Here is a 25,072-nt window from a genome sequence, read left to right as displayed (position 1 = left end):
TAGGAGAACTTATCCATGCAGTTGATTCCCCATCAGGATTCGCCCCGTTACATCCGTCTGCACCCGAGCGATAACGTCGGCGTGGTGGTCAATGACCAGGGTGTGGCCGTGGGCGGTCAGTTCGACGATGGCCTGACGGCTATCGAAGGCATTCCGCAGAGCCACAAGGTGGCGCTGGTCAATATCGCCGAAGGCGGTGAGGTGGTGCGCTATGGCGAGGTCATCGGCTATGCGCTCAAGCCCATCGCGGCCGGTAGCTGGGTCACCGAGCAGGTGTTGCGCATGCCCGAGCCGCCGGTGCTCGACAACCTGCCCAAGGCAACGATCAAGGCCACGCCTGGCGAGCCGCTGGAGGGTTACACCTTCGAAGGTTTCCGCAACGCCGATGGTACGGTGGGCACGCGTAACATCCTGGCCGTGAGCACCACCGTGCAGTGCGTGGTCGGCGTGCTCGATCACGTGGTCGAGCGCGTGCGCAAGGAAATCCTGCCCAAGTATCCGAATGTCGATGACGTGGTGGCGCTGTCGCACAGCTACGGCTGCGGCGTGGCGATCAACGCGCCGGACGCCGTGGTGCCGATCCGCACCCTGTACAACATCAGCCGCAACCCCAACTTCGGCGGCCAGGCGCTGGTGATCAGCCTGGGCTGCGAGAAGTTGCAGGCCAACCAGTTGATGGATGGCGATGCGCTCACCAACGGCATGGACGAGGAAGATTGGCTGTTCCGCCTGCAGGACTCCGGCACCGGTTTCACCGGCATGGTCGAGCAGATCATGGCCATGATCGAAGAGCGCCTGAAGGTGCTCGACCTGCGCCGCCGTGAGACGGTTCCAGCCTCTGAACTAGTGGTAGGCATGCAATGCGGCGGCAGCGATGCCTTCTCCGGCATCACCGCCAACCCGGCTTTGGGTGTGGCCGCTGACCTGCTGGTGCGCGCTGGCGCCACCGTGATGTTCTCGGAAAACACCGAAGTACGTGACGGTATCCATCTGCTCACCCCGCGCGCGGCGAGCGTCGAGGTGGCCGATGCATTGATCCGCGAGATGGACTGGTACGACTGCTACCTGCAACGTGGCATGGCCGACCGCAGTGCCAACACCACGCCGGGTAACAAGAAGGGCGGGCTGAACAACATCGTCGAGAAGGCCATGGGTTCGATTGCCAAGTCCGGCAACGGCACCATCGCCGGGGTGGTGTCGCCGGGCGAGCGCATTCGCGGCAAGGGCCTGTGGTTCTGCGCCACGCCGGCCAGCGACTTCATCTGCGGCACCCTGCAACTGGCGGCAGGTATGAATCTGCACATCTTCACCACCGGTCGTGGCACGCCGTACGGCCTGTCCATGGTGCCGGTGATCAAGGTGGCCACACGCACGCAACTGGCTGAGCGCTGGCCGGACCTGATCGACGTCGACGCCGGGCAGATCGTCTCCGGGCGCATGACGCTGGAGGAAATGGGCTGGCACATCTTCCAGCTCTATCTGGACGTGGCCAGCGGTCGCAAGCAGACCTGCGCCGAGCACCTGCGCCTGCACAACGATCTGGTGCTGTTCAACCCGGCGCCGGTGACCTGAGATGACGGGCCTGTCCGATGATCTGCTTGAGGCATTGCGCGAGGCGGTCGGCGAGACTGGCCTGATCCTTGATGCCGAGCGTATGCAGAGCTACCTGAGCGACTGGCGCGGCGCCTATCGTGGTCAGGCGGCGGCGGTGTTGCGTCCCGCTTCGACCGAGGAGGTTGCCGCCGTGGTGCGCTTGTGCGCGCAGGCTGGCGTTGCTCTGGTGCCACAAGGCGGCAATACCGGCCTGTGCGGCGGCTCGATCCCTGACGGCTCTGGCGCGCAGATCGTGCTGTCGCTGACGCGCATGAAACGCATCCGCGCAGTGGACGTGGGCAATGAAACCATCACCGTCGAGGCCGGGGTGATCCTGCAACAGTTGCAGGAAGCCGCCGCCGAGGTGGGTCGACTGTTCCCGCTGTCCTTGGGCGCCGAAGGTAGTTGCACGGTCGGTGGCAACCTGGCGACCAATGCCGGTGGCACCGCGGTGCTGCGCTACGGCAACATGCGCGACCTGACCCTGGGTCTGGAAGTGGTGTTGCCTGATGGGCGTATCTGGGACGGCCTGCGCGGGTTGCGCAAGGACAACACCGGCTACGACCTCAAGCACCTGTTTATCGGCAGTGAGGGCACCCTGGGCATCATCACTGCCGCCGTGCTCAAACTGTTCCCTGCCGTGCGCAGCCTGACCACCGCTTGGGTAGCACTGCCGAGTCCGCAGGCAGCCATCGAGCTGATCGGGCAGATGCGTGGGCTATGTGGCGACCGCCTGACCGGCTTCGAGCTGATGTCGCGGCAAAGCGTGGAGTTCGTCCTGCGCCATGTCTCCGGTGTCAGCGATCCGTTCGCCGAGGTGCACCCCTGGTACGTGCTGATCGAGCTGAGCGACACCCAACCCAACGCGCCCTTGAACGAATTGCTGGAAGAGGGCCTTGGCGCCGCCTTCGAGCAAGGCGTGGCGCTGGATGCCGTGGTTGCCGCCAGCGACGCTCAGGTGCGCGCCTTGTGGGCGCTGCGCGAAGGCATCTCGGAGGCGCAGAACCACGAGGGGCCGAGCCTCAAGCACGACATCAGCGTGCCGGTCAGCCGTATCCCTGACTTCATCGCACGCACCGATGCCGCGCTGCAACAGGCCTTCCCCGGTGTGCGGATCGTGGCCTACGGGCATGTCGGTGACGGCAACCTGCATTACAACATCAGCAAGCCGGTTGGCGCCGAGGATGCGCCGTTCAAGGCGCAGGCCGAGGTGATCATGCGGCTGATCTATGACTCAACCCTGCAAGATGCCGGCAGCATCAGTGCCGAACATGGTCTGGGCCAATCCAAACGTCTGGCTGCGCAGCACTACAAGGCGCCGTTGGAGCTTGAGTTGATGGCGCGCATCAAGCAGGTGCTGGATCCGGCCGGGCTGATGAATCCAGGCAAAGTGTTGTAAATCGTACATACGAAACAGGAGGTTCCATGAGCAAAGCCAAGGTGTTGCAAATTGGCCCGCTAAGCGAGCGCTTCAACCGCGAGCTGGCCGAGGCGTACGAGGTCAGCGCGCTGTGGCAACAGGCCGAGCCGCTGGCGTTTCTGCGTGAGCACGGCGCGCAGTTTCTGTACATGGTGTCTTCGGCACGTTTCGGCTGTACGGCTGAGCAACTCGCACTGTTGCCCAACCTGCAAGCGATCAGCAGCTTCGGTGTTGGTTACGACCCCTATCCGTTGGATCTGCTGCGTGATCGCGGCATCGTGCTCAGCACCACCCCGGATGTGCTCAACGATTGCGTGGCCGACCTGGCCATGGGCCTGATGATCGACAGCGCGCGGCGCCTGTCCGAGGCCGACCGCTTCGTGCGCAGTGGCGCCTGGAGCAGCACCACGGGCTTCCCGCTGGCGCGCCGGGTCAGCGGCAAACGCCTGGGCATCGTCGGTCTCGGTCGTATCGGCGAGGCGGTGGCACTGCGCGCGTCGGGCTTCTCCATGCCGGTGCGTTATCACAACCGCCGACCGGTGGAGGGCAGCCCTTACCCGCATGAGCCGGATCTGCTGGCACTGGCGCGCTGGGCGGACTTCCTGGTGCTGACTTGTCCGGGGGGCAAGGCTACCCATCATCTGATCAACGCCGAGGTGCTCGAAGCGCTCGGGCCAGATGGCTTTCTGGTCAACGTCGCACGTGGCTCGGTGGTCGATGAGGCTGCGCTGATCACGGCGTTGCAGGACAAGGTAATTGGTGGCGCCGGGCTGGACGTGTTCGAGCGCGAACCCCAGGTGCCTGCGGCGCTACGCGAACTGGATAACGTGGTGCTGTTGCCGCATGTCGGCAGCGGCAGTGTCGAGACGCGCCAGCAGATGGCCGACCTGGTGCTCGACAACCTGCGCGCCTACATCGCCACCGGCAAACTGTTGACCCCATTGTAGGGCGGGTGCAACCCGTCAATCGAGGTGGCGGGTTGCACCCGCCCTACGGCATACGCCGGACAGCGCCTGCTGCCTGGCCTATCGTTGCACCGTCACAAGCGGTGCAATCGTTCCTTCCCTCCCCGTAGTACCCCCGGCGCACCACAAGTGCGCCGTTTTTTCTCCTGGCGCTAAGCCCTGTAAACTGTCGCGTTTTCCGCAAGCAAGGGGCGATTACCGTGCAGTCGGTCATTTCCATCGCGCAACTGAACAAAACCTATGCGTCCGGGCATCCGGCGCTGCAAGGCATCGACCTGGACATTCGCCAGGGCGAAATCTTCGCCTTGCTCGGCCCCAACGGCGCCGGCAAGACCACCCTGATCAGCATTATTTGCGGCATCGTCAATCCGGGCGAGGGCACGGTGCTGGTCGGCGGCAAGGACATCGTCCGTGACTACCGCGCGGCCCGCTCGCAGATCGGCCTGGTGCCGCAGGAACTGGTCAGTGACGTGTTCGAAACCGTCTGGGCGACGGTCAAGTTCAGCCGCGGCCTGTTCGGCAAGAAGCCCGATGCAGCCTACCTGGAGCAATTGCTCAAGGATTTGTCTTTGTGGGACAAGCGGGGCGCCAAGATCATGGAGCTTTCCGGCGGCATGAAGCGCCGGGTGATGATCGCCAAGGCGCTCTCCCACGAGCCGCAGATTCTCTTCCTTGACGAGCCCACCGCCGGTGTCGACGTCGAGCTGCGCCGCGATATGTGGGCCATGGTGCGGCGTCTGCGCGAGCGCGGCGTGACCATCATCCTCACCACCCATTACATCGAAGAGGCCGAGGAAATGGCCGACCGCATCGGGGTGATCAGCAAGGGCCGCATCATCCTGGTGGAGGACAAGCAGGTGCTGATGCACAAGCTGGGCAAGAAGCAGCTCACCCTGCAGTTGCAGCAGCCTTTGTCCTGCGTACCGGCCGAGCTGGCGCGCTACGGGCTGGAGCTGGCCGATCAGGGCCATGCCCTGGTGTTCACCTTCGATGCCCAGCACGAGAACACCGGTATCGCCGAGTTGCTGCGTGACCTGGCCCAGCACGGCATCGACTTCAAGGATCTGCAGTCGAGCCAGAGTTCGCTGGAGGAAATCTTCGTGTCCCTGCTCAAGGAGTCGCGCGCATGAACCTGTATGCCATCAAGGCCATCTACCTGTTCGAGCTGGCACGCACCTGGCGCACCTTGCTGCAGAGCATCGCCACGCCGGTGATCAGCACCTCGCTGTACTTCGTGGTGTTCGGCTCGGCCATCGGTGCGAGCATGACTCAGGTGCACGGCGTGAGCTACGGCGCCTTCATCATTCCCGGCCTGATCATGCTGGCGCTGCTGACCGAGAGCATTTCCAACGCCTCGTTCGGCATCTACATGCCCAAGTACTCGGGTAGCATCTACGAGATTCTCTCGGCGCCGGTCTCGTACCTGGAGATTCTGATCGGTTATGTCGGCGCGGCAGCCACCAAGTCGGTGATCCTCGGCATCATCATCCTGCTCACCGCCAGGCTGTTCGTCGATTTCGAGATTCAGCATCCGCTGTGGATGGCAGCGTTCCTGGTACTGACGGCGCTGACCTTCAGCCTGTTCGGCTTCATCATCGGCGTGTGGGCCGATGGCTGGGAGAAGCTGCAGATCGTCCCGGCGCTGATCGTCACGCCGCTGACCTTCCTCGGCGGTGCGTTCTATTCCATCAGCATGCTGCCGCCGGCCTGGCAGACGGTGACCCTGTTCAACCCGGTGGTGTACCTGATCAGCGCCTTCCGCTGGAGCTTCTACGGCGTGTCCGACGTCAACGTCGGCGTCAGCCTGGCGATGGTGCTGGGTTTTCTGGCGCTGTGCATCGCGCTGGTGGGCTGGATCTTCAGGACCGGTTACCGGCTCAAGAGCTGAAGCTGAGCGTGAGAGGGGCATTCGCGGCTGAAGCCGCTCCTACGTGCACGCTTCAAATTGTAGGAGCGGCTTCAGCCGCGAAAAGTGGGAGCGGGGGCATGATGCCCCCGCTCATTCTCAGCCTGTAGGGCGGGCGAAACCCGCCATGAATAGTTGGCGGGTTGCACCCGCCCTACAAATATGAGGTAAGCGCCGCAGTCACGATTTATTTCGAATCGTCGCGGCTAAAGCCCCTCCCACGGGATCAGCTTTCTTCGCTGGTTCCTCGAAGGTTTCCACTGCTGATTTAGCGCGCGTTGAAGCGCCAGGTGGAGATGCCGTCAGATGTAGGGCGGGTGCAACCCGCCATAAATAGGTGGCGGGTTGCACCCGCCCCACGGGAAGCGCCCCACAGAAGCCGTCGGGTCATTTCACCCGCAGTTCGCACTCGAAGGTTTCCGCCGGCGGCACGTTCGGCTCCCACGGCTGCTGGTAGGTCAGTAGCAGGCGGCCTTCGCCAGCGTCGCGCGCCGTGAAACGCCAGATGGATATGCCGCCTGCGCCCACCAGCCCGGCGTCTTCCGGGTTGCTGTAGACCTCGGGGCCGAGGCTGCGCAGCACTTTCTCCGCGCCGTCGCGAATTTCCCAGCGAAAACCAGTGGTGGGATTGCTCGGCAGGCTGAGGATCAGTTGCTGGCCCTTGTCCAGCGTCAGCGGGCATTGCCGCTGCTTGCTCAACTCCAGCGTGCCGCTCTGATGAGCGCAGGCGCTGAGTAGGGCCAGGACGGGTAAGGTAAGCAGGCGCAAGGTGGCGTGCATGACGAACTCCAGTCGACGAAACCTGGCCCAGCATAGCCGCATTGGCTTGCCGGGCGCGACCTCGCTGCTTATACCGTCGCGGCTAAAGCCCCTCCCACGAGAGCGTGATCAGGTTGTGCTCTGTGGGAGGCGCTTCAGCGGCGATCTTTGTGGTGTTAGTCGAACAACACCTTGGCCACGTCGCCATAGCGCTTGGCGAAGTGCACGGTGATGCCTTCCTTGAGATAGTCAGGCAACTCCTCGTAACTGCCGCGATTGGCCTCCGGAAGGATCAGTTCATGGATCTTCTGCCGCCGCGCCGCGATCACCTTCTCGCGCACGCCGCCGATGGGCAGCACCTGGCCGGTGAGGGTCAGCTCGCCGGTCATGGCTACACCTTTCTTCGGCGCCTGATTGCGCGCGAGCGAAAGCAGGGCGCTGGCCATGGTGATGCCCGCGCTGGGGCCGTCCTTGGGCGTGGCGCCTTCCGGCACGTGCAGGTGGATGAAGGCCTGGTCGAAGAAGGTCGGGTCGCCGCCGAGCTGCTTCAGGTGCGAGCTGACGTAGCTGTAAGCGATTTCCGCCGATTCCTTCATCACTTCGCCGAGCTGGCCGGTGAGCTTGAAGCCGCGGTTGAGCGTGTGGATGCGCGTCGCCTCGATCGGCAGTGTGGCGCCGCCCATGCTGGTCCAGGCCAGGCCGGTAATCACCCCGGTGCCGGCCAATACCCGCTCGTTGCGGAACACCGGCATGCCGAGGGCTTGTTCCAGATCCTTGGCGCCAATGCGGATTTTCGTTTCAGGATCATCCAGCAATTTCACTACGGATTTACGCACCAGTTTGCCCAGTTGTTTCTCAAGCTGACGCACGCCGGCCTCGCGGGCGTAACCTTCGATCACCGCGCGCAGCGCTGCATCGCTGATGGACAGACGCGCCTTCGGCACGCCGGCTTTCTCCAATTGCTTGGGCCACAGGTGACGCTTGGCGATGGCCAGTTTTTCCTCGGTGATGTAGCCGGACAGGCGAATCACCTCCATGCGGTCGAGCAGCGGGCCGGGGATGGAGTCGAGGGTGTTGGCGGTGCAGACGAACAGCACCTTGGACAGGTCCAGGCGCAGGTCGAGGTAATGATCGAGAAACTCGACGTTCTGCTCCGGGTCGAGGGTTTCCAGCAGCGCCGAGGCCGGGTCGCCCTGGTAGCTGGTGCCCATCTTGTCGATCTCGTCGAGCATGATCACTGGGTTCATCACCTCGGTTTCCTTCAGCGCCTGCACCAGCTTGCCGGGCATGGCGCCGATGTAGGTGCGGCGATGGCCCTTGATCTCCGCCTCGTCACGCATGCCGCCCACAGAGAACCGGTAGAACGGCCGACCGAGGGATTCGGCGATGGATTTGCCGATGCTGGTCTTGCCCACGCCGGGCGGGCCGACCAGCAGCACGATGGAGCCGGCGATCTCGCCCTTGAAGGCGCCGACGGCGAGGAACTCGGTGATGCGCTGCTTGATGTCGTCCATGCCAGCGTGGTGCTTGTCCAGCACCTTGCGGGCGCGGCCCAGGTCGAGCTTGTCCTCGCCATGTACGCCCCAGGGCAGGGCGGTGGCCCAATCCAAGTAGTTGCGGGTGACGGCGTATTCCGGCGATCCCGCTTCGAGGATTGACAGCTTGTTCAGCTCCTCATCGATGCGCTTCTGCGCGGGCGCCGGCAGGGTTTTGCCTTCGAGGCGGGCGAGGAATTCCTCGCGGTCGGCGCTCTTGTCGTCCTTGCTGATGCCCAGCTCCTGCTGGATCAGCTTGAGCTGTTCCTTGAGGAAGAACTCGCGCTGGCGTTCGCCGATCTGTTTGTTCACTTCGGCCGACAGCTCCTTCTGCAAGCGGCCGACCTCGACCTCCTTGCGCAGCAGCGGCAGTACCTTCTCCATGCGCTTGAGCATGGGCACGGTGTCGAGCACTTCCTGCAGTTCGGTGCCGGAAGCGGTGGTCAGCGCTGCGGCGAAGTCGGTGAGTGGTGACGGGTCGTTGGGGCTGAAGCGGTTCAGGTAGTTCTTCAGCTCTTCGCTATACAGCGGGTTGAGCGGCAGCAGCTCCTTGATCGCGTTGATCAGCGCCATGCCGTAAGCCTTGACCTCGTCACGTGAGTCGTTGGGCGACTGTGGGTATTCGACCTCAGCCAGATAAGGGCCGCGACGGCTGAGCCAGCCGCGAATACGCACGCGGCTCAGACCCTGGGCGACGAACTGCAGCTTGCCGCCTTCCTCGCTGACATGGTGCACGCGCACCAAGGTGCCGTGCTCGGGCAGGCTGTCGAGATCGAACTCGCCGTGCTCGTCCGGTGGGGTGTCGACGAAGAACACCGCCATGCACTTGTGCTCGGTATTGCCCACGCGCGTCAGGGTTCGGCCCCAGGGCTGCTGGTTGACGATCACCGGCAGTACCTGGGCAGGGAAGAACGGGCGGTTGTGGATGGGGATGATGTAGAGCTTGTCCGGCAACTGCTGCGCGGGCAGTACCAGGCTGGTGCTGTCAGCCTGGACGTGAACCTCGACGGCTTCTGGGGTGTTGTCCTGATCGTTCATGGAGCACCTGTGCGTGTACGTTGGCTGCTACATGGGGCGAAGCTTGGTGCTTTTCAACGTCTGCCGTCGGCTTCATCTGTGCTCCTGGCGGATTGCCTGCAAGCGTTCATCGATCAGTGGAGTGAGCAGGGCGAAGCACTGCCCAGGTGTGAGACGGATGTGCCGTGTGTCGATGAGTTCCTGTTCGAGGTGTGTCAGCAGGGTCAGTATTTGCTGATCGGGTGAGTGGCTGCGTAAGCGCTGGCAGATGAAGCGCAGTTGCATCTGCAGTCCCGATGGGCAGCGTCGGTTGCGCGCCGCGCGTACGCAGAGGCCACGCAGGCGAGCGAGGTCTTCGACAGCTCGGCAGGCCTGACCGATGCCGCGAAAGTTTGCTCGCCTGCGCTGTAGGCGATCCTCAAGTTGCTCAATCAGTGTAAGCAGCGCTTCGATCAACTGGCAGTGAGCATCGAAGTCTGCCGGGTTGCGCTGGAGTGCTGGCCACTTATCCGTGAGTGCAGGCGGGGGATGGCTGTGTGGCCAGTGCTGAAAAAGTTGATCGATATGGCGAGCTATGGCTAGGCGTTGGTTGATGCCTGCACTGTCTTGCAGGCCGCCTAGACCCCGGTGTTTTTGTAGGGCTTCAAGCAGATCCAGGCAATCATGGATAACTTCGCTGTCTGCAAGGTCGTCGGATAGTTTGGTTTGACGGCCGGTTTTCCCGCGCCTGATGAGGAGCCATCCCAGGGTCAGGAATGCCAGCAGCAGAATGAAAAGTGTCAGGTATTGCTGGGGCATGAGGCTCTCAGGCGTAAGCGTTGGCACGCTAGCTCAAGTAATGTCTCTGTGGCGTTTCTGGAGTCTAACGGGTCGAGCGGCAGCGTAGCAGGGAAACTTTCAGGGCTTTTGCTTCGCGGCAAAAATGTATCGGGTTGCTATAGGTGCAACCTTTTTCGACGAGGGGTTGCGGCGCTGTCTGGTAAATCGCGGTAAAGTGCAACCCACATTCCGTGCCGCAAGTCATAACCATGCTGCAAGCCCGAGTGATTCGCCTGGACGAACAGGCCCATATACATGCCCACGATCATCACCAATTGGTGATGTCGCTGGTTGGTCGCGCCGAATTTGAAGTGGCCGGTCGTGGTGGTGAAGTTTGCCGCATGCGCGCTTGCCTGGTGCCGGGCGATGAAGCTCACCAGTTTGCCGGCATGGGTGAAAACCGCATGCTGATCCTCGATCTGGACGAGCAAGACACGCCCAGCGAAGACCTCGAATTGCTTCATCGGTTGTTCGAAACGCCGAGTTATCCAGCGCTGGATGCCGACTTCCAGAACCTGCTCAACTATGCCGGCGCGGAGCTTGAGCGCTATGGCAGTGACTCGATCCTGGCGCGCTCCATTGGTGGCGTGTTGCTACGGGCCTTGCATTTGCGCCTGTTCGGCGAGTCACGTAGCCGGGTGCAGGGGGCGTTGGACTTGCAGCGTCTCGATGGTTATATCGGCCAGCACTTGGCGCGGCGCATCAGCGTGGCTGAGCTGGCTCAGGTGGTTTGCCTCAGCCCCAGTCATTTCCATGCGCAGTTCAAGAGCAGTGTGGGGCTTACGCCGCATCAGTATTTGCTCAAGACGCGCCTGGATCGTGCGGCGCGTCTGTTGCGCGAGAGCAATCTGCCGTTGGTGCGAATCGCCGAAGAGTGTGGTTTCTCCAGCCAGAGTGCGTTGACCACGGCAATGCGTCGCTATCTGGGGCTGACACCGAAGCGCTTGCGCGCCGAGTAGGCGCCGTTGCTGCTCAGGCGTAGTTCTGCGGGCTCAGCTTGCGCTCGATCAGCTCGATAAGGATGTGCAGCACTTTGATGTGCAGCTCCTGCACGCGGTCGGCGAAGTCGCCGCCTGGCGCGCAGATGCACACGTCGGCCAGGCTTTCCAGCAGCGAGCCGGGCTTGCCGGTCAGGGCAATCACCTTCACGCCCAATGCCTTGGCAGCTTCGGCCGCGTTGATCACGTTGGGGCTCTTGCCGCTGGTGCTGATGGCGATTAATACGTCACCGGCGCGGCCATGGGACTCGATATAGCGCGAGAAGATGAAGTCGTAACCGAAGTCGTTGGCCACGCAGCTAATGTGGCTGGGGTCGCTGATCGACACCGCAGCGATGCCGGGACGGTTCTTGCGGTAGCGTCCGGTCAGCTCTTCGGCGAAGTGCATGGCATCGCACATCGAGCCGCCGTTGCCGCAGGAGAAGGCCTTGCCCTTGTGCTCGAAGCTCTCGACCAGCAGCTCGGCGGCCTTCTGGATATTGCCCAGGGTCTGTTCGTTGGCGAGGAAGGCCTCCAGCGCGCGCTGGGCTTCCTGCAGGCTGTTGCGGATATGTTCGATCATCGTAGGTCTTAGAACCTCTTTTAAAGTTTCGCGAGCTAGAGCCATGCAAGGCAAAAACTGGCGAGAAAGCGGAGTTTACGAGTTGTAAATGAGCATTTCGAGCCAGTTTTTAACGCGGCAGGGCCGAAGCGCAGCAGACTTTAAATAGGTTCTCAGGGCAGTTCAGGGCTGGAGTAGAACGCTGTCAGCACTTTGACCAAGTGATCCAGGTCATGGCTGCCTGCAAGTTCACGCACCGAGTGCATGGCGAAGGTGGGCAGGCCGATATCGACCGTGCGTACGCCGAGCTGGCTGGCAGTGATGGGGCCGATGGTCGAGCCGCAGCCCATGTCGCTGCGCACCACGAAGCTTTGTACCGGTACTTCGTTTTCCAGGCACAGGTGGCGGAAGAAACCGGCGGTCTCGCTGTTGGTGGCGTAACGCTGGTTGCTGTTGATCTTGATAACTGGGCCAGCATTGAGCTTGGGGCCGTGGTTGCCGTCATGCTTGGCTTCGTAGTTGGGGTGCACGCCGTGGGCGTTATCGGCCGAGACCAGCAGCGAGCGTTGGATGGCACGAACGAAGGCGTCACCTTCCGGCAGCACGCGGCGCAGCACTTGTTCGAGGAACGGGCCATCGGCGCCGCATGCCGAGCAGGAGCCCACTTCTTCGTGGTCGGTGCAGACCAGTACGCAGGTTTCCTCGTCATCCGAGTCGATCAGCGCTTGCAGGCCGGCGTAGCACGACAGCAGGTTGTCCAGGCGCGCGCTGGCGATGAAATCCTGGTTGAGGCCGACAATGGCGGCGCTCTGGGTGTCGTAGAAGCTCAGCTCGTAGTCCAGTACCGCGTCCGGGTTGAAGTCATGCTCCATGGCCAGTTGCTCGGCGAGCAGGGCACGGAAGTCGGCGGTTTCGCTGCTGGCGAGCTGAGCGAGGATTGGCGGCAGTTCGTTCTGCGGGTTGATCGCCCAGCCCTGGTTGGCCTCACGGTTGAGGTGGATGGCCAGGCTGGGGATCACGGCGATGGGCTGGTAGAAGTCGATCAACTGGCTTTCGACCTTGCCGTCGCGGCGATAGGTTACGCGGCCAGCCAACGACAGGTCGCGGTCGAACCAAGGCGCGAGCAGGGCGCCGCCGTAGACTTCTACACCGAGCTGAAAGTAGCCCTGGCGCTGCAGCTCGGGGCTCGGTTTGACGCGCAGGCAAGGGCTGTCGGTATGCGCGCCGACCAGGCGAATACCGCCGTCAACGGCCGGGCGCTTGCCCAGCTTGAAGGCGATGATCGAGGAGTCGTTGCGGGTCACGTAATAACGGCCACCGGCCTCGGTGTGCCAGGGTGCACGTTCATCGAGGTGACGGTAACCGGCGGCTTCCAGGCGCATGGCCAGGCTGGCGGTGGCGTGGAAGGGGGTCGGCGAGGCGTTGAGAAAATCGAGCAGGCCTTGGGTCAGTTCTTCGCGCATAAAAGCTCCGGACAGCGATGGCGCGAGTGTAACCAATTTGCATCGCCCTGTGCCGGTCGCGCACTCGTTTGGGGCGATAGTTTCAGGCTATTCGTTAGGCGTTTGCGGGGGGCTTGGGCGACGGTCGTAGCGGTCAGAATGGTGGATGAAAAGCGTCATCCACCCTGCTGGGCGCCTCTAAAAACTACCAGCGTTGCCATTGCTGCGTTAAAAACAGCCTCAAAATGCTCATTTACAACACGTAAATTGCGCTTTTTCGGCTGTTTTTGCTCTGCACTGGCTGCCTCGCCTACATTTTTAGAGGCACCCTACGGCGGGTGATCAAAATGGCGCCGGGCATTCGAAGCGCATACGCTCGCCGCTTTGCGGGTGGGTGAGGGCGAGCATGCTGGCGTGTAGGCACAGGCGCTCATGGGCGGCCAGGGCTTGTTCGTGGGCGTAGAGGCGGTCGCCCAGCAGCGGGTGACCGATGGACAGCATGTGCACGCGCAACTGGTGGGAACGGCCGGTGATGGGCGTCAACTCCACTCGGCACCAGTCGCCGCAGCGCTCGATGATGCGCCAGTGGGTCAGGGCGTGCTTGCCCAGTTCGTGGTCGACCACGTGACGCGGCTTGGTCGGCGGGTCGTAGCGTAGCGGCAGGTCGATGCTGCCGCTGTCGGCTTCGGGCTGGCCCCAGCACAGCGCGGTGTAGGCCTTCTCGGTCTCGCGGTCATGGAACTGGCGCGACAGCTCGCGGTGGCTGTCGGCGTCGCGGGCCAGAACGATGACGCCCGAGGTTTCCCAGTCCAGCCGATGGACGATGCGCGCCTCGGGATAGCCGTTTTCCTGCAGGCGGGTGACCAGGCAATCCTTGTTGTCATCGGCGCGGCCGGGCACCGACAGCAGCAGGGTGGGCTTGTTGATCACCAGCAGTGCGGCGTCCTGGTGGAGAATTTCGATCTGGCTTAGGGGCATGGAATGTGGGCTGGTGTAGGAGCGGATTTATCCGCGATGCTGTTGGTCTGTAGAGGCTTCGCGGATGAATCCGCTCCTACAGGTGCGTATGGCTACAAATGAACACGGCGGCCGAAGCCGCCGTGAGCGTTACCGGTTCGACTTAACGATCCGGCAGGGTGATGTTCAATTCCAGGATCGAGCAACTGCCCTGATCTTCCAGTGCCACCTGCACGTCCTTCTGATCGATGTTGACGTACTTGCGAATCACCTCGACCAGCTCCTTCTGCAGGGCTGGCAGGTAATCCGGTTGGGTACGCTGGCCGCGCTCGTGAGCGACGATGATCTGCAGGCGTTCCTTGGCGATGGAGGCTGTGGTTTCCTTCTTGCGCGAGCGCAAGAAGTCGAAGATGTTCATTCTCGACCTCCAAATAGTCTTTGCAGGAAGCCCTGCTTCTTCACGTCCAGGAAGCGGTGTGGCATTTCCTTGCCAAGGAGGCGCTCGACGGCGTCGCTATAAGCTTGGCCTGCATCGCTTTGTTCGTCGAGGATGACCGGGATGCCCTGGTTGGATGCCTTGAGTACGGCCTGCGATTCGGGGATCACGCCGAGCAGGCGGATGGCGAGGATTTCCTCGACGTCTTCGACGCCGAGCATTTCGCCCTTGGTGACGCGCTCGGGGTTGTAGCGGGTCAGCAGCAGGTGTTCTTTGATCGCGTCCTCGCCTTTCTCGGCGCGGCGTGACTTGCTGGCCAACAGGCCGAGCATGCGGTCGGAGTCACGTACCGAGGACACTTCCGGGTTGGTCACGACGATGGCTTCGTCGGCGAAGTACATGGCCAGGTGGGCGCCTTTCTCGATGCCGGCTGGTGAATCGCAGACCACGTAGTCGAAGGTTTCCGAGAGTTCGGCGATGACCTTTTCCACGCCTTCGAGGGTCAGTGCATCTTTGTCGCGGGTCTGGCTGGCAGCCAGGACGAACAGGTTCTCGATGCGCTTGTCCTTGATCAGGGCTTGGGTAAGGCTGGCTTCGCCGTTGATCACGTTGACGAAGTCGTACACCACTCGGCGTTCGCAACCCATGATCAGGTCAAGGTTACGCAGACCGACGTCGAAGTCGACGATGACGGTCTTGTGCCCGCGCAGGGCGAGGCCGGTACCGATGGCAGCGCTGGTGGTGGTTTTGCCGACGCCACCCTTGCCGGAAGTGACTACGAGGATCTTGGCCAAGGTGATTCACCCTAAAAAATGAAAATAACGCGGGAATCCATAGGCCAGTCGAGGCTTGCGGATGCCCTTTGAAGAAGGCCTGAAAACGTCCTGCATGGCTGCCGTTACGTCGATAACAGGTCGGTATATGCGCCGGTTGTCGACTGTTTTGGGCGGTTTCGCCGGGGTTTCAGACGCTCCTTTTGTGTCCATGAAAAATGGCCGCAGTATCCGTCAAAGGCGGGTGATGTTCAACACGTCGCCAGACAGGCTGACCTGTACCGAATCACCCCAGAGCGGATGGCGGCGCAGGTCTTCTGCAACCTTGTATTGGCCTGCGATGGAGAGCATTTCTGCGCCCATTTGCTGGCAGAAAATGCGCGCCGTGACATCGCCCTTGATACCGGCCAGGGCGCGGCCGCGCATAGGCGCGTAAACATGGATGTTGCCGTCGGCGAGAAGTTCCGCCCCGGCGCTGACCGGGGCGAGCACGATCAGGTCGCCGCCCTGGGCGTAGATCTGCTGGCCGCCGCGTACCGGCGTGGTCACCACGCGGGTCGGCTTGCGCTCCGGCTCCACTGGTTTGGGCGGCGCCTTGGGGGCTGGATCGATGGGGCGTTCGCGCGCACCGGAGGGCGGCAATACTGGCAAGTCGAGCGCTTCGGCGGCGGCGATGTCGCTGTCGCGCACGGCGCGTACAGCCAGGGTGCGCAGGCCGTGGCGGCGGCAGACGTCCATCAGTGCGTCGAGGTTCAGCTCGCCTTCACCCTCCGGCATTTTGTCCAGGGCCAATACCAGCGGCGTGTTGCTGAAGAAGGCCGGGGCCTGGGCGACTTTCTCGGCGAGCTGGGCGTCCAGGCGTTCGAGGTCGTTGTGCGCCAGTTCCATCACGGTGATGGCGAGCATGCTGCCCTTGAGCTGGAATACGGGGTCTTGGTCGAGGAGATCGGCTTGGCTCATGGTCGGGCGCGGGGCTTCTGCAGCGGTACGAAAGGTTGCGGGTCTTATAGCGGTATCGACTGCACACCGCAACTCGCAACTCCTATGCCGGAGATTGACCGCCAAGTGCCGCGCAGGTTCGCCCTCTGGGGGATATGGTCGACGGCGAGGCGGGCAAACTGGGGTAGAATGCGCGGCTTTGCCTGTGACCGGATCTGCTTCATGGAACGCCCCCGATTTCGCGCTTTCTTCCTTCATCCGCGCTTCTGGCTGCTGTGGCTGGGCCTTGGGCTGCTGTGGCTGCTGGTGCAGTTGCCTTATCGCTGGCTGCTGGCCCTGGGGCGAGCGCTGGGCTGGGTGATGTACCGCAGCGCCGGCGCGCGGCGGCGTATCGCTCGGCGCAATCTGGAGCTGTGCTTCCCACAGAAGAACGAGGCTGAGCGCGAACGTCTGTTGCGCGAGAACTTTGCCTCCACCGGCATCGCCTTCTTCGAGATGGCCATGAGTTGGTGGTGGCCGCGTGCGCGTTTGGCGCGCCTGGCGCATGTCGAAGGCTTGGAGCATTTGCAGCAGGCGCAGGCCGAAGGTCAGGGCGTAATCCTCATGGCGGTGCACTTCACCACACTGGAGATTGGCGCCGCGCTGCTTGGTCAGTTGCACACCATCGACGGTATGTACCGTGAGCACAAGAACCCGCTGTTCGACTTCATCCAGCGCCGAGGTCGCGAGCGGCACAATCTCGATGCCACGGCCATCGAGCGCGAGGACATCCGCGCCATGCTCAAGGTGCTGCGTGGCGGCCGCGCGATCTGGTACGCACCGGATCAGGATTACGGGCGCAAGCAGAGCATTTTCGTGCCGCTGTTCGGCGTTCAAGCCGCTACTGTCACTGCCACCACCAAGTTCGCACGTCTCGGTAAGGCGCGCGTGGTGCCGTTCACCCAACGTCGCCTGGAAGACGGCAGCGGCTATCGGCTGGTGATCCATGCGCCGCTCGAAGGCTTCCCTGGCGAGAGCGAAGAGGCCGATTGCTTGCGTATCAACCAGTGGATCGAGCACGCCGTGAGCGCCTGCCCCGAGCAGTACCTGTGGGCCCATCGCCGCTTTAAAACGCGCCCGGAGGGAGCGCCAAAGCTGTACGGGAAGCACCGCTAGCCGCTCTATACTCAAACAAAAAATTGGATCGTCCGATGACCGTTATCGCTCAGCCACATACGCCCGTCACCGGGCTGATCCTGTCCGGTGGTGGGGCGCGAGCGGCTTATCAAGTGGGCGTGCTGGCCGCCATCGCTGATCTTCTGCCGGACCCGAGCCACAATCCCTTTCCTGTCATCGTTGGCACTTCGGCGGGTGCGATCAATGCCGTTGGCCTGGCTTGCGGGGCTCTGCAGTTCGGTGAGGCGGTGCGTCGGCTCACTGCGGTCTGGCAAAACTTTCATACCCATCAGGTGTACCGCAGCGACTGGCCTGGCGTGTTGCATCAGGCTGCGCGGTTTCTTGGTCATAGCCTTCTGGGCCTGGGACGTGAGACGCCGGTGGCATTGCTCGATAGCAGGCCATTGCGCAATTTGCTTGAGCGTGAGCTGGACTTCTCCGGCATTGCTGCTGCCGTGCGTCAGCGCAAGTTGCGCGCGGTTGCGGTGACTGCTTTTGGCTACGAGAGCGGCCAGGCGGTGACCTTCTATCAGGGCCGCGCGACCATCGACCCCTGGTTTCGCCATCGGCGTGTGGGCGTTCCGACGCGCCTGGCGTTGGATCATTTGCTGGCCAGCGCGTCGATTCCGTTGATCTTCCCGCCGACCAAGATCAATCGCGAGTATTTTGGCGATGGGGCGGTGCGCCAGTCGGCACCGATTAGCCCAGCGTTGCATTTGGGCGCCAGCCGCGTACTGGTGATCGGGGTCAGCAACAATGCGCAGTCTGCGGCAACTGAAGTGCCGCGCGCTAGTAGCCAAAGGCCGCCGACACTGGCGCAGATCGGTGGGCACCTGCTTAATAGCACCTTTATCGATAGCCTGGAGAGCGATATTGAATTGCTCAACCGGCTCAACCAGTTGAGCGCCATGCTGCCGGGTGAGCCGCGCAGCCGGGGGCTGGGTATGAAGCCGGTGGATGTGCTGGTGGTGGCGCCGAGTCGGCCGCTGGATCAGATTGCCGCACGTCATCAGCGTGAGCTGCCGCGTGTGCTGCGGTTGTTCTTGCGTGGGCCGGGGGCGACCAAGGCGGGTGGTGCCGGTGTGCTCAGTTATCTGCTGTTCGAGTCGGGCTATTGCAACGAGTTGATCGAACTGGGCTATCAGGACGCCATGGCGCGTAAGGCTGAGCTGTGCTCCTTCCTTGGGTTGGCCGAGGCGACGCAGCCGCTATAAACCGAGCGGCTGCGTATTGTGCCAATTCAGGCCAGCACGCCATCGCGAAAATCACGCAGGGCCTGTTCGATTTCTTCGCGGCTGTTCATCACGAATGGCCCGTACTGCACGATGGGTTCGTTCAAGGGTTTGCCCGCAATCAGCAGCACGCCAGCGCCTTGGCGGCTGCTCAACTGCAGCGCCCCTTCATTTGACAGGCGCACCAGGCGACCGGTCTTGATCGGATCCGGGCAGGCGTCTGGCAAGTGCAATTCACCTTGGTAGACATAGAGCATTACGCGGTGTCCGTCCGGCAGTTTGGGGCTGATAACGCCGCCCGCCGGCAGGCGCAGGTCGAACAAATGCGGTTCGGTGTGTGGCCGTTGCACGGCGCCGACCTGTTGGATCTGGCCATCGTCGAATTGACCGGCAATCACCACCGCTTCCACGCCTTGTGCCGTGGTCAGGCGGGGGATGTCCGTGGCGGGAATATCGCGATAGTCGGCCTCGCCGAGCTTGTCCTTGGCGGGTAGGTTGAGCCAGAGCTGAAAGCCGCGCATGGCGCCGGATTCCTGTTCGGGCATTTCACTGTGGATGATGCCGCGCGCAGCCGTCATCCACTGCACACCGCCGCTGCCGAGCAGGCCGACGTTGCCCAGGTGATCCTCATGGCGCATGCGCCCTTCGAGCATGTAGGTGACGGTTTCGAAACCGCGGTGCGGGTGCGGTGGGAAACCGGCGATGTAGTCGTCGGGGTTATCTGTGGCGAATTCATCGAGCATCAGGAACGGGTCGAAGCGCTCCAGGCCAGCGCCACCTATCACGCGGTTGAGGCGTACGCCTGCGCCGTCTGATGCGCGTTGGCCGGGTTGGATGCTGAGAACGCGGCGGTGCTGGGTCATGGCGGGCTCCTGTACGTTAAGGAATGCCGCCATGCTAGGCGTATTGAGTCGATAAATGGTTGGAAAATACTTCGGCAATGAATCGAATAAATCGATTCATTGCCGATTGAGAGTCAGTCCGCGATCTGCAGTTTGCGGGACTCGTGATAGAAGAAACGCAGCTTCTCGTACTCGAATGGCGAGCTGAACTGGCCGTAGCGGAAACTGGTATTGGCGCGCTGGTCGACCGCTCTGAAGACCGTGATGCCGGGGTTGTCACTGCTCGCTTCGGCGACGTTCAGGTAATTCACCGCAGTTTCCAGGCTGTAGTCGGCGACCAGGCCGCCCGTGTCACGCAGGTTGGAAGGGCCGAGCAGTGGCAGCATCAGGTAGGGGCCGGCCGGTACGCCGTAGTAGCCGAGGGTCTGGCCGAAATCCTCGCGGTACTTGGGCAGGCCCATGGCAGTGGCAGGGTCCCACAGACCGCCGATGCCGAGGATGGTGTTGAACAGCAGGCGCGCGGTGTTGTTCATCGCCCGTTCGCCCTTGAGCTGCAGCAGGCTGTTGGCCAGGCTGGGGATTTCGCCGAGGTTGCTGAAGAAGTTGTGCACGCCGGTCTGTATCAGGTTGGGCGTAACGTACTGGTAGCCCTCGACGACAGGCAAGAATACCCACTGATCGAAACGGTAGTTGAAGTGGTAGACGCGGCGGTTCCATGACTCAAGCGGGTCGTAGACCTGCAGGGCGTCGCTGGAGGCGCGTTCGAACTCCTGTTGGTCGAGCCCCGGATTGAACTTGAGCTCCTGCAGTGGATTGGTGAAACCATCATCATCGACTTGGCCTGCGGCCATTGCCTGCCCGCTGCTCAGCAGCAGGGCGGCGATCAGGATTTTGTGCTTAGCCACGGAAGAACTCCAGCATGGCGTCGCTGTTGACGCGGTAGTTGAGGTTGCCGCAGTGCCCGCCACGCGGGTACAGGGTCAAGCGGTCGCCGAAGGTGCGGCGCAGGAAGCCGATATCGCCTTTGCCGAGGATCAGATCATCGGCGTTGTGCATCACGGCAACCTTGTCACTGCTTTTGAGGTAGTCCTCCAGCGCGTAGAGGCTGGTGTCATGCACCAGTTGGTTGAGGCTGCCGCCGTCGTAGCGGGCGCGCCACATGGGCACCAGTTGTTCGGTGATGTAGCAATCGAAGTCGCAGCGCAGCGCTGCCTGGAAGAATGGCGTGAGGCTGGTGCCTTCGTTGATGTGGTAATCGCGTGGGGTGATCAGGCCGCGGCGGTTGAGCAGATCTGAGGTGAATACGATATCGGCCGCAGAGAAACGGAACGAGGTGCCAATCAGCATGGCCATCTGCTCGTCGGTGAGGTGCTCTTTGGAGCGTTGGAAGTCATAGAGCATGGCTTCGTTGATGTCGAAACCGCCCTTGTCGTTGAAGTAGCGGGTCAGCTTGCTCAGCACCAGTTCGTAGAAATTGGTGCTGTTGTCGATGCCCTGCACACGGGTTTGCACCAGCTTGTCGAGGTTGCTGATCGAGGTGTAGAGGTTCACTGGCGGGTTAAGCAGCAGCACGCGCTTGAAGTTGAAGGCGCGGCGGGTTTCGTCCAGATGGCTGACGAAAGCGGCATGCAGGGCGCCCAGGCTGTAGCCGGTGAGCATGAAGTCGCTGACTTGCAGATTCGGATGCTGCGCGCGAACCGCTTGCATGGCGCGATACAGGTCGTCGGCATCATCTGGGCTGTAGCCGGGGGTGGCGGAGCGTGATGCCGAGGCCATGAAGTCATAACTGGTGGGTGAGGAGAGCTGTACCACATGGTAGCCCGCGCCGTAGAACAGTTTCTTCAGGTATTCGGTGGTGGTACTGCTGTAGCTCGCGCCGGTGCCGGAAATAATGAAAATCAGTGGTGCCTTGCCTTTCTGCTCGGCCAGGCGGTAGTGCATGCGGGTTACGGGCCAGAAGTTGTCGAGCAATTCGAACTGGCGGTCCGGGCGTAGGCGCACGGAGTAGTCGCTCTGGTCGATGTCGCGATCATCCGGCAGCGTCGGGCGCAATTCCGGTGGCGTGGTGACGATGGTGGCTTCGAAGGGGTTGGCCAGTGGATAGCCATAGCTTGCCACGTCGATATCGGCGGCCGCAGCGGACACACAGAAAACCAGGCCACCGAGCCAGGTGGCAAGTCGTGCAAGGCTGGACATAGGTAAAGTCCCTTTAATAAGAGATCGTCTGGGATAAACAGCGTGCGTATGACAACGGCTATCCAGGCAAAGTGCCATTTGCGCCGCTGAAATGCCGATCTGGCCAATGGCGCATGTGTAAGTCATTGCGCGGCAGTTGAGCACAGGCCAGGTTGCGCGGCCATCGGCATAGGATGATTGGCCAGTCGGTTGGATGGGCGGCGGCTCGTGCTGTATTGCGCTGGCTCAGGCGTGGTGATGCAGCCAGGCGTGCTTTGGGCGTTCGCCGGGTGTTTGGCGATTCTTTTCGAAACGCTGCCAGAGTTTTTCGTGGAAGTAGAAACCAACCGAATTGCACAGAGGCTCGACCGCCGCGACCAGGCCGCTGACCGCGATGCTGCCAGTCAGCAGATACGCCACGCTGAAGGCGATGCAGAAATGCATGATGGTGAAGGTCAGGGTCTTGAGCATGGCGCACCTCGTTGCGAATCATTTGCTTAGTGAAGGCTAGTGCGCTGCAGGCTTCTGTGGAAATTCGGGCCTTGCATGGGCTTGATAGTCTTTGGGTATTGATTGTCTTTTTTCGACCTGTTTTATCTATGGATCTCACGTTCAGAGACGTTCGTATAGGCTCGCTCTTCATCTATTCAGGAGTGATTGTGCGTGCAGATCAGCGATATTCCCTTCGGTGTGACTGACTGGGCCGCGCTCAGTCCGACCGAGCATCCAGGGGACAGTGGAACCGCTTATTGGCGAACCTGCACCTTCGGGGCGATACGGGTTCGCATGGTGGAATATTCGCCTGGCTACCTGGTCGACCATTGGTGCCACAAGGGGCATGTGTTGTTGTGCCTGGACGGAGAGCTGCACACCGAGTTGGAAGATGGTCGGGTGTTCGTGCTCAAACCGGGCATGAGCTATCAGGTGGTCGATGGTGCTGAGGCTCATCGCTCGTCCACCGCCGTCGGCGCGCGGCTGTTCGTGGTCGACTGATGCTCTGGCGCCTGGCTGCCGATGCGTTGGTGCTGCTGCATCTGGCGTTCATTGCGTTCGTCTTGCTGGGCGGCTTGCTGCTCTGGCGTTGGCCGCGCCTGAGTTGGTTGCACTTACCTGCCGTGGCTTGGGGCATTGTGGTGGAGGCCTTTCACCTGATTTGCCCACTGACGCCCTGGGAAAATCAGTTGCGTCGAGCGGCAGGCGATGCCGGATATGCAGGTAGCTTCGTCGAGCACTATGTGCTGCCGGTGATCTATCCCGCCGGTTTGACGCCGCAGATTCAGCTCGGGCTCGCGGCCGTGGTGATTGTGCTCAACGCCACGGTTTATACCGCGCTGCTGTGGCGTTGGCGCCGATACACGCGGCGCTGATTTGCCCTGCCTATTCATGGGGCTGATGAAGGCTCGGAGCCGCCACTGCCTTCGCTACACTGCCAGCCATTGCAAACGAACACTCAAAGGCAGGCCTCTATGCAAAATCGCATGATGATCACGGGTGCAGGTTCCGGACTGGGGCGTGAAATCGCTCTGCGCTGGGCGCGCGATGGCTGGCAACTGGCGCTGTCGGATGTCAATGAAGGCGGCCTGGCTGAAACCCTGGCGATGGTGCGTGAGGTCGGCGGCGATGGCTTCACTCAGCGCTGCGATGTGCGTGATTACAGCCAACTGACGGCGCTGGCCCAGGCCTGCGAGGTGAAGTTCGGCGGCATCGATGTCATCGTCAACAACGCCGGCGTGGCCTCTGGTGGTTTTTTCGCCGAGTTGTCACTGGAGGACTGGGATTGGCAGATCGCGATTAACCTGATGGGCGTGGTCAAAGGCTGCAAGGCGTTCCTGCCGCTGCTGGAGAAGAGCAAGGGCAAGATCGTCAACATCGCCTCCATGGCGGCCTTGATGCAAGGGCCTGCGATGAGCAACTACAACGTGGCCAAGGCCGGTGTGGTGGCGCTCTCGGAAAGCCTGCTGGTGGAGCTGCGCGAACAGGAAGTCGGCGTGCACGTGGTGTGTCCGTCGTTCTTCCAGACCAATCTGCTCGACTCCTTCCGTGGCCCGACGCCGGCCATGAAGGCGCAGGTGGGCAAGTTACTGGAGAGTTCGCCGATCAGTGCGGCGGATATCGCCGACTACATCCATGCGCAGATGGCCAAGGGCAGCTTCCTTATCCTGCCGCATGAGATGGGGCGCATGGCGTGGGAGTTGAAGCAGAAAAACCCACAGGCGCTCTATGATGAAATGGCCAGCATGGCTGAGAAAATGCGCAGCAAGGCCCGTCCCAAGGATTGACCAGTAGGTCAGCTTATCGCCCCGGCGGGCTTGCCCCGCCAGAGTGACAGCGGTAGGGTGGCGCCCCCTGCCTGCCGTACGATTGTGGATAGCCTGTGACTGTTCTTCCTCGGAGCCTGCTGCTGCTGGCTCTGATACTGGCGGCGTTCAACCTGCGCCCTGGTATCACCTCCCTCGCGCCGCTTATCGAGCGCATTGCCACCGAACTTTCTCTGAGCCGCGGCTTTATTAGCCTGACCACCGCGTTGCCGGTGTTGTGTATGGGCTTGTTGGCGCCGCTGGCACCGCGTTTGGCGCAACGCTTGGGCCTGGAGCGCACGATCATGTTGTGCTTGGGATTGATCGCTCTGGCCGTATTGACGCGTCTGGCCGCGCAACACAGTTACCTGCTAATCGGCAGCGCCATTGTGCTCGGAGCCGCCATTGCGGTGGCTGGACCGTTGCTATCGGGGTTCATCAAACGTCATTTCGTTGGCCAGGTCGGGCGCGTGGTGGGCTGGTATTCCCTGGGGATGGCGCTGGGCGGGGCGGGCGGTGCGGTGCTGACTGCGCCATTGACCGGCCTGTTCGGTGATGCCTGGTATTTCGGCCTGGCCATTTGGTCCGTGCCGGCGCTGATTGCGACGCTGCTGTGGATGGGCTTGCCCAATCAGGTCGGCGGCCCCCAGGAGGGCGAATCGGCAGGGCTGCCCTGGCGTGAACCGCGCGCCTGGTTGTTGAGCAGCTTCTTCGCCATTCAAGCGGGGCTGTTCTACGCCATCGCCACCTGGATCGTGGCGCGTTACCACGAGGCTGGTTTGAGCATGCTGCACAGCAATTCGCTGCTCAGCATCATCATGCTCATGGGCCTGCCCAGCTCCTTCCTGCTGCCCTGGTTGGCGCAGCGCTTCGATGCCCGTTACACCCTGTTAATGCTCTGTGGGCTGACCACCTGCCTATGCCTGGCGATGATCACCTTCCTACCCGGCCTGCTGCCCGAGGTGTTCGCCTTCGTTATGGGGTTCTCGCTGGGCGGCTCTTTTGCGTTGTCGTTGGTGTTACCCCTGTATGAGGCAGGCTCGCCGCTGGCGGTCAGTCGCTGGACGGCGATGATGCTATTCACCGGTTATGGCCTGGGTAGTCTGACGCCGATCCTCACCGGGCTGGCGCGTGACTTGTCAGGCAACTACCGTTTGCCATTCGCGGTGCTGACCGTGCTGGCGTTGGTGATGGCGGCGTTGGCCTGGCTGCTCGGGCGCAAGCGCCAGGCGCAGGGCTGATTCTTCGCAGCAGTTCCTTCCGTGCCTGGG

General features: G+C 62.1%; 25 protein-coding genes. 12 read left to right on the top strand and 13 right to left on the bottom strand.

Going from position 1 to position 25,072, the window contains the following annotated elements; translation table 11 throughout:
* The first annotated feature begins 15 nt into the window (after window positions 1–15).
* The 5 genes from garD to AERO9A_RS03630 all read left to right on the top strand — a co-directional run bounded on the left by garD (window position 16) and on the right by AERO9A_RS03630 (window position 5,866).
* Entirely contained in the window at window positions 16–1,572 is a 1,557-nt protein-coding gene (gene garD, locus AERO9A_RS03650) for a galactarate dehydratase (RefSeq protein ID WP_159970543.1), read from the top strand.
* Window position 1,573: 1 nt separating this feature from the next.
* Window positions 1,574–2,992, top strand: coding sequence for an FAD-binding oxidoreductase (locus tag AERO9A_RS03645; RefSeq protein WP_159970542.1), 1,419 nt, complete (start codon window positions 1,574–1,576; stop codon window positions 2,990–2,992).
* Window positions 2,993–3,018: 26 nt separating this feature from the next.
* Complete coding sequence (locus tag AERO9A_RS03640; RefSeq protein ID WP_159970541.1) at window positions 3,019–3,960, top strand: 2-hydroxyacid dehydrogenase; 942 nt, start codon at window positions 3,019–3,021, stop codon at window positions 3,958–3,960.
* A 218-nt stretch (window positions 3,961–4,178) separates the two neighbouring features.
* Window positions 4,179–5,108: an ABC transporter ATP-binding protein gene (locus AERO9A_RS03635; protein ID WP_159970540.1), complete on the top strand. Its 930-nt coding sequence runs from the start codon at window positions 4,179–4,181 to the stop codon at window positions 5,106–5,108.
* On the top strand, window positions 5,105–5,866 hold the full coding sequence (locus AERO9A_RS03630) for an ABC transporter permease (protein WP_159970539.1): 762 nt from the start codon (window positions 5,105–5,107) through the stop codon (window positions 5,864–5,866). Before AERO9A_RS03635 ends, AERO9A_RS03630 begins: the two co-directional genes overlap by 4 nt.
* A 405-nt stretch (window positions 5,867–6,271) precedes the next feature.
* Here the strand turns inward: AERO9A_RS03630 and AERO9A_RS03625 are convergent, their stop codons facing one another.
* From AERO9A_RS03625 to AERO9A_RS03615, 3 genes are all read right to left on the bottom strand, one after another.
* Complete coding sequence (locus AERO9A_RS03625; protein WP_159970538.1) at window positions 6,272–6,664, bottom strand: protease inhibitor I42 family protein; 393 nt, start codon at window positions 6,662–6,664, stop codon at window positions 6,272–6,274.
* Between the two features lie 155 nt (window positions 6,665–6,819).
* A complete protein-coding gene (gene lon, locus AERO9A_RS03620) occupies window positions 6,820–9,216 on the bottom strand; it encodes an endopeptidase La (protein WP_159970537.1) in 2,397 nt (798 codons plus the stop codon).
* Window positions 9,217–9,288: 72 nt separating this feature from the next.
* Window positions 9,289–9,993 (bottom strand): hypothetical protein, encoded by a 705-nt coding sequence (locus AERO9A_RS03615; protein ID WP_159970536.1) that lies wholly within the window; start codon window positions 9,991–9,993, stop codon window positions 9,289–9,291.
* Between the two features lie 230 nt (window positions 9,994–10,223).
* On the opposite strand from AERO9A_RS03615, the gene AERO9A_RS03610 reads away from it, so the two are divergent.
* Window positions 10,224–10,973 (top strand): AraC family transcriptional regulator, encoded by a 750-nt coding sequence (locus AERO9A_RS03610; RefSeq protein ID WP_159970535.1) that lies wholly within the window; start codon window positions 10,224–10,226, stop codon window positions 10,971–10,973.
* A 13-nt stretch (window positions 10,974–10,986) separates the two neighbouring features.
* Here the strand turns inward: AERO9A_RS03610 and lpcA are convergent, their stop codons facing one another.
* From lpcA to minC, 6 genes are all read right to left on the bottom strand, one after another.
* Window positions 10,987–11,574 (bottom strand): D-sedoheptulose 7-phosphate isomerase, encoded by a 588-nt coding sequence (lpcA, locus tag AERO9A_RS03605; RefSeq protein ID WP_159970534.1) that lies wholly within the window; start codon window positions 11,572–11,574, stop codon window positions 10,987–10,989.
* A 152-nt stretch (window positions 11,575–11,726) separates the two neighbouring features.
* Window positions 11,727–13,016 carry a M18 family aminopeptidase gene (locus AERO9A_RS03600; protein ID WP_159970533.1) on the bottom strand — a complete coding sequence of 430 codons (1,290 nt, stop codon included), beginning with the start codon at window positions 13,014–13,016 and terminating at the stop codon, window positions 11,727–11,729.
* Window positions 13,017–13,337: 321 nt separating this feature from the next.
* A complete protein-coding gene (locus tag AERO9A_RS03595) occupies window positions 13,338–13,973 on the bottom strand; it encodes an RluA family pseudouridine synthase (RefSeq protein ID WP_159970532.1) in 636 nt (211 codons plus the stop codon).
* A 142-nt stretch (window positions 13,974–14,115) separates the two neighbouring features.
* Window positions 14,116–14,370 carry a cell division topological specificity factor MinE gene (minE, locus tag AERO9A_RS03590; RefSeq protein WP_159970531.1) on the bottom strand — a complete coding sequence of 85 codons (255 nt, stop codon included), beginning with the start codon at window positions 14,368–14,370 and terminating at the stop codon, window positions 14,116–14,118.
* Complete coding sequence (minD, locus tag AERO9A_RS03585) at window positions 14,367–15,182, bottom strand: septum site-determining protein MinD (RefSeq protein ID WP_159970530.1); 816 nt, start codon at window positions 15,180–15,182, stop codon at window positions 14,367–14,369. Before minD ends, minE begins: the two co-directional genes overlap by 4 nt.
* 213 nt (window positions 15,183–15,395) lie before the next feature.
* The gene (minC, locus tag AERO9A_RS03580; protein WP_159970529.1) at window positions 15,396–16,121 is read right to left on the bottom strand and encodes a septum site-determining protein MinC; all 726 of its coding nucleotides are present in this window, start codon (window positions 16,119–16,121) and stop codon (window positions 15,396–15,398) included.
* Between the two features lie 201 nt (window positions 16,122–16,322).
* Between minC and AERO9A_RS03575 the strand changes: the two genes are divergently transcribed.
* Together AERO9A_RS03575 and AERO9A_RS03570 are read left to right on the top strand one after the other, a co-directional pair.
* Window positions 16,323–17,255, top strand: coding sequence for a lipid A biosynthesis lauroyl acyltransferase (locus AERO9A_RS03575; RefSeq protein WP_159970528.1), 933 nt, complete (start codon window positions 16,323–16,325; stop codon window positions 17,253–17,255).
* 35 nt (window positions 17,256–17,290) lie between these two features.
* Complete coding sequence (locus AERO9A_RS03570; RefSeq protein ID WP_159970527.1) at window positions 17,291–18,469, top strand: patatin-like phospholipase family protein; 1,179 nt, start codon at window positions 17,291–17,293, stop codon at window positions 18,467–18,469.
* Between the two features lie 26 nt (window positions 18,470–18,495).
* On the opposite strand, the gene AERO9A_RS03565 is transcribed toward AERO9A_RS03570, so the two are convergent.
* The 4 genes from AERO9A_RS03565 to AERO9A_RS03550 all read right to left on the bottom strand — a co-directional run bounded on the left by AERO9A_RS03565 (window position 18,496) and on the right by AERO9A_RS03550 (window position 21,975).
* Window positions 18,496–19,350: a pirin family protein gene (locus AERO9A_RS03565; protein ID WP_159970526.1), complete on the bottom strand. Its 855-nt coding sequence runs from the start codon at window positions 19,348–19,350 to the stop codon at window positions 18,496–18,498.
* A 113-nt stretch (window positions 19,351–19,463) separates the two neighbouring features.
* A complete protein-coding gene (locus AERO9A_RS03560; protein ID WP_159970525.1) occupies window positions 19,464–20,234 on the bottom strand; it encodes a VacJ family lipoprotein in 771 nt (256 codons plus the stop codon).
* Complete coding sequence (locus AERO9A_RS03555; RefSeq protein WP_159970524.1) at window positions 20,227–21,525, bottom strand: serine/threonine protein kinase; 1,299 nt, start codon at window positions 21,523–21,525, stop codon at window positions 20,227–20,229. Before AERO9A_RS03555 ends, AERO9A_RS03560 begins: the two co-directional genes overlap by 8 nt.
* Window positions 21,526–21,750: 225 nt before the next feature.
* On the bottom strand, window positions 21,751–21,975 hold the full coding sequence (locus tag AERO9A_RS03550; protein ID WP_159970523.1) for a DUF2061 domain-containing protein: 225 nt from the start codon (window positions 21,973–21,975) through the stop codon (window positions 21,751–21,753).
* A 192-nt stretch (window positions 21,976–22,167) separates the two neighbouring features.
* Between AERO9A_RS03550 and AERO9A_RS03545 the strand changes: the two genes are divergently transcribed.
* The 4 genes from AERO9A_RS03545 to AERO9A_RS03530 all read left to right on the top strand — a co-directional run bounded on the left by AERO9A_RS03545 (window position 22,168) and on the right by AERO9A_RS03530 (window position 25,042).
* Entirely contained in the window at window positions 22,168–22,497 is a 330-nt protein-coding gene (locus AERO9A_RS03545; RefSeq protein ID WP_159970522.1) for a DHCW motif cupin fold protein, read from the top strand.
* A complete protein-coding gene (locus AERO9A_RS03540; protein WP_159970521.1) occupies window positions 22,497–22,871 on the top strand; it encodes a DUF2784 domain-containing protein in 375 nt (124 codons plus the stop codon). Before AERO9A_RS03545 ends, AERO9A_RS03540 begins: the two co-directional genes overlap by 1 nt.
* A gap of 99 nt (window positions 22,872–22,970) precedes the next feature.
* Entirely contained in the window at window positions 22,971–23,783 is an 813-nt protein-coding gene (locus tag AERO9A_RS03535) for an SDR family oxidoreductase (protein WP_159970520.1), read from the top strand.
* Window positions 23,784–23,878: 95 nt separating this feature from the next.
* Window positions 23,879–25,042 (top strand): CynX/NimT family MFS transporter, encoded by a 1,164-nt coding sequence (locus AERO9A_RS03530; RefSeq protein ID WP_159970519.1) that lies wholly within the window; start codon window positions 23,879–23,881, stop codon window positions 25,040–25,042.
* Window positions 25,043–25,072: the final 30 nt, after the last annotated feature.

The sequence above is a fragment of the Pseudomonas sp. 8Z genome (assembly GCF_902506535.1).
Taxonomy (GTDB): domain Bacteria; phylum Pseudomonadota; class Gammaproteobacteria; order Pseudomonadales; family Pseudomonadaceae; genus Aquipseudomonas.
This window is presented reverse-complemented; position numbering and strand designations above follow the sequence as displayed.

Excerpts from the sequence above, each read along its gene's own strand:
- AERO9A_RS03540 (WP_159970521.1), top strand. The coding sequence starts at position 22,497 with ATGCTCTGGCGCCTGGCTGCCGATGCGTTGGTGCTGCTGCATCTGGCG.
- AERO9A_RS03625 (WP_159970538.1), bottom strand. The coding sequence starts at position 6,664 with ATGCACGCCACCTTGCGCCTGCTTACCTTACCCGTCCTGGCCCTACTC.
- lon (WP_159970537.1), bottom strand. The coding sequence starts at position 9,216 with ATGAACGATCAGGACAACACCCCAGAAGCCGTCGAGGTTCACGTCCAG.
- AERO9A_RS03570 (WP_159970527.1), top strand. The coding sequence starts at position 17,291 with ATGACCGTTATCGCTCAGCCACATACGCCCGTCACCGGGCTGATCCTG.
- AERO9A_RS03610 (WP_159970535.1), top strand. The coding sequence starts at position 10,224 with ATGCTGCAAGCCCGAGTGATTCGCCTGGACGAACAGGCCCATATACAT.
- AERO9A_RS03535 (WP_159970520.1), top strand. The coding sequence starts at position 22,971 with ATGCAAAATCGCATGATGATCACGGGTGCAGGTTCCGGACTGGGGCGT.
- lpcA (WP_159970534.1), bottom strand. The coding sequence starts at position 11,574 with ATGATCGAACATATCCGCAACAGCCTGCAGGAAGCCCAGCGCGCGCTG.
- minE (WP_159970531.1), bottom strand. The coding sequence starts at position 14,370 with ATGAACATCTTCGACTTCTTGCGCTCGCGCAAGAAGGAAACCACAGCC.
- AERO9A_RS03550 (WP_159970523.1), bottom strand. The coding sequence starts at position 21,975 with ATGCTCAAGACCCTGACCTTCACCATCATGCATTTCTGCATCGCCTTC.
- minC (WP_159970529.1), bottom strand. The coding sequence starts at position 16,121 with ATGAGCCAAGCCGATCTCCTCGACCAAGACCCCGTATTCCAGCTCAAG.
- AERO9A_RS03630 (WP_159970539.1), top strand. The coding sequence starts at position 5,105 with ATGAACCTGTATGCCATCAAGGCCATCTACCTGTTCGAGCTGGCACGC.
- AERO9A_RS03555 (WP_159970524.1), bottom strand. The coding sequence starts at position 21,525 with ATGTCCAGCCTTGCACGACTTGCCACCTGGCTCGGTGGCCTGGTTTTC.
- garD (WP_159970543.1), top strand. The coding sequence starts at position 16 with ATGCAGTTGATTCCCCATCAGGATTCGCCCCGTTACATCCGTCTGCAC.
- AERO9A_RS03565 (WP_159970526.1), bottom strand. The coding sequence starts at position 19,350 with ATGACCCAGCACCGCCGCGTTCTCAGCATCCAACCCGGCCAACGCGCA.
- AERO9A_RS03615 (WP_159970536.1), bottom strand. The coding sequence starts at position 9,993 with ATGCCCCAGCAATACCTGACACTTTTCATTCTGCTGCTGGCATTCCTG.
- AERO9A_RS03640 (WP_159970541.1), top strand. The coding sequence starts at position 3,019 with ATGAGCAAAGCCAAGGTGTTGCAAATTGGCCCGCTAAGCGAGCGCTTC.
- AERO9A_RS03600 (WP_159970533.1), bottom strand. The coding sequence starts at position 13,016 with ATGCGCGAAGAACTGACCCAAGGCCTGCTCGATTTTCTCAACGCCTCG.
- AERO9A_RS03645 (WP_159970542.1), top strand. The coding sequence starts at position 1,574 with ATGACGGGCCTGTCCGATGATCTGCTTGAGGCATTGCGCGAGGCGGTC.
- AERO9A_RS03595 (WP_159970532.1), bottom strand. The coding sequence starts at position 13,973 with ATGCCCCTAAGCCAGATCGAAATTCTCCACCAGGACGCCGCACTGCTG.
- AERO9A_RS03575 (WP_159970528.1), top strand. The coding sequence starts at position 16,323 with ATGGAACGCCCCCGATTTCGCGCTTTCTTCCTTCATCCGCGCTTCTGG.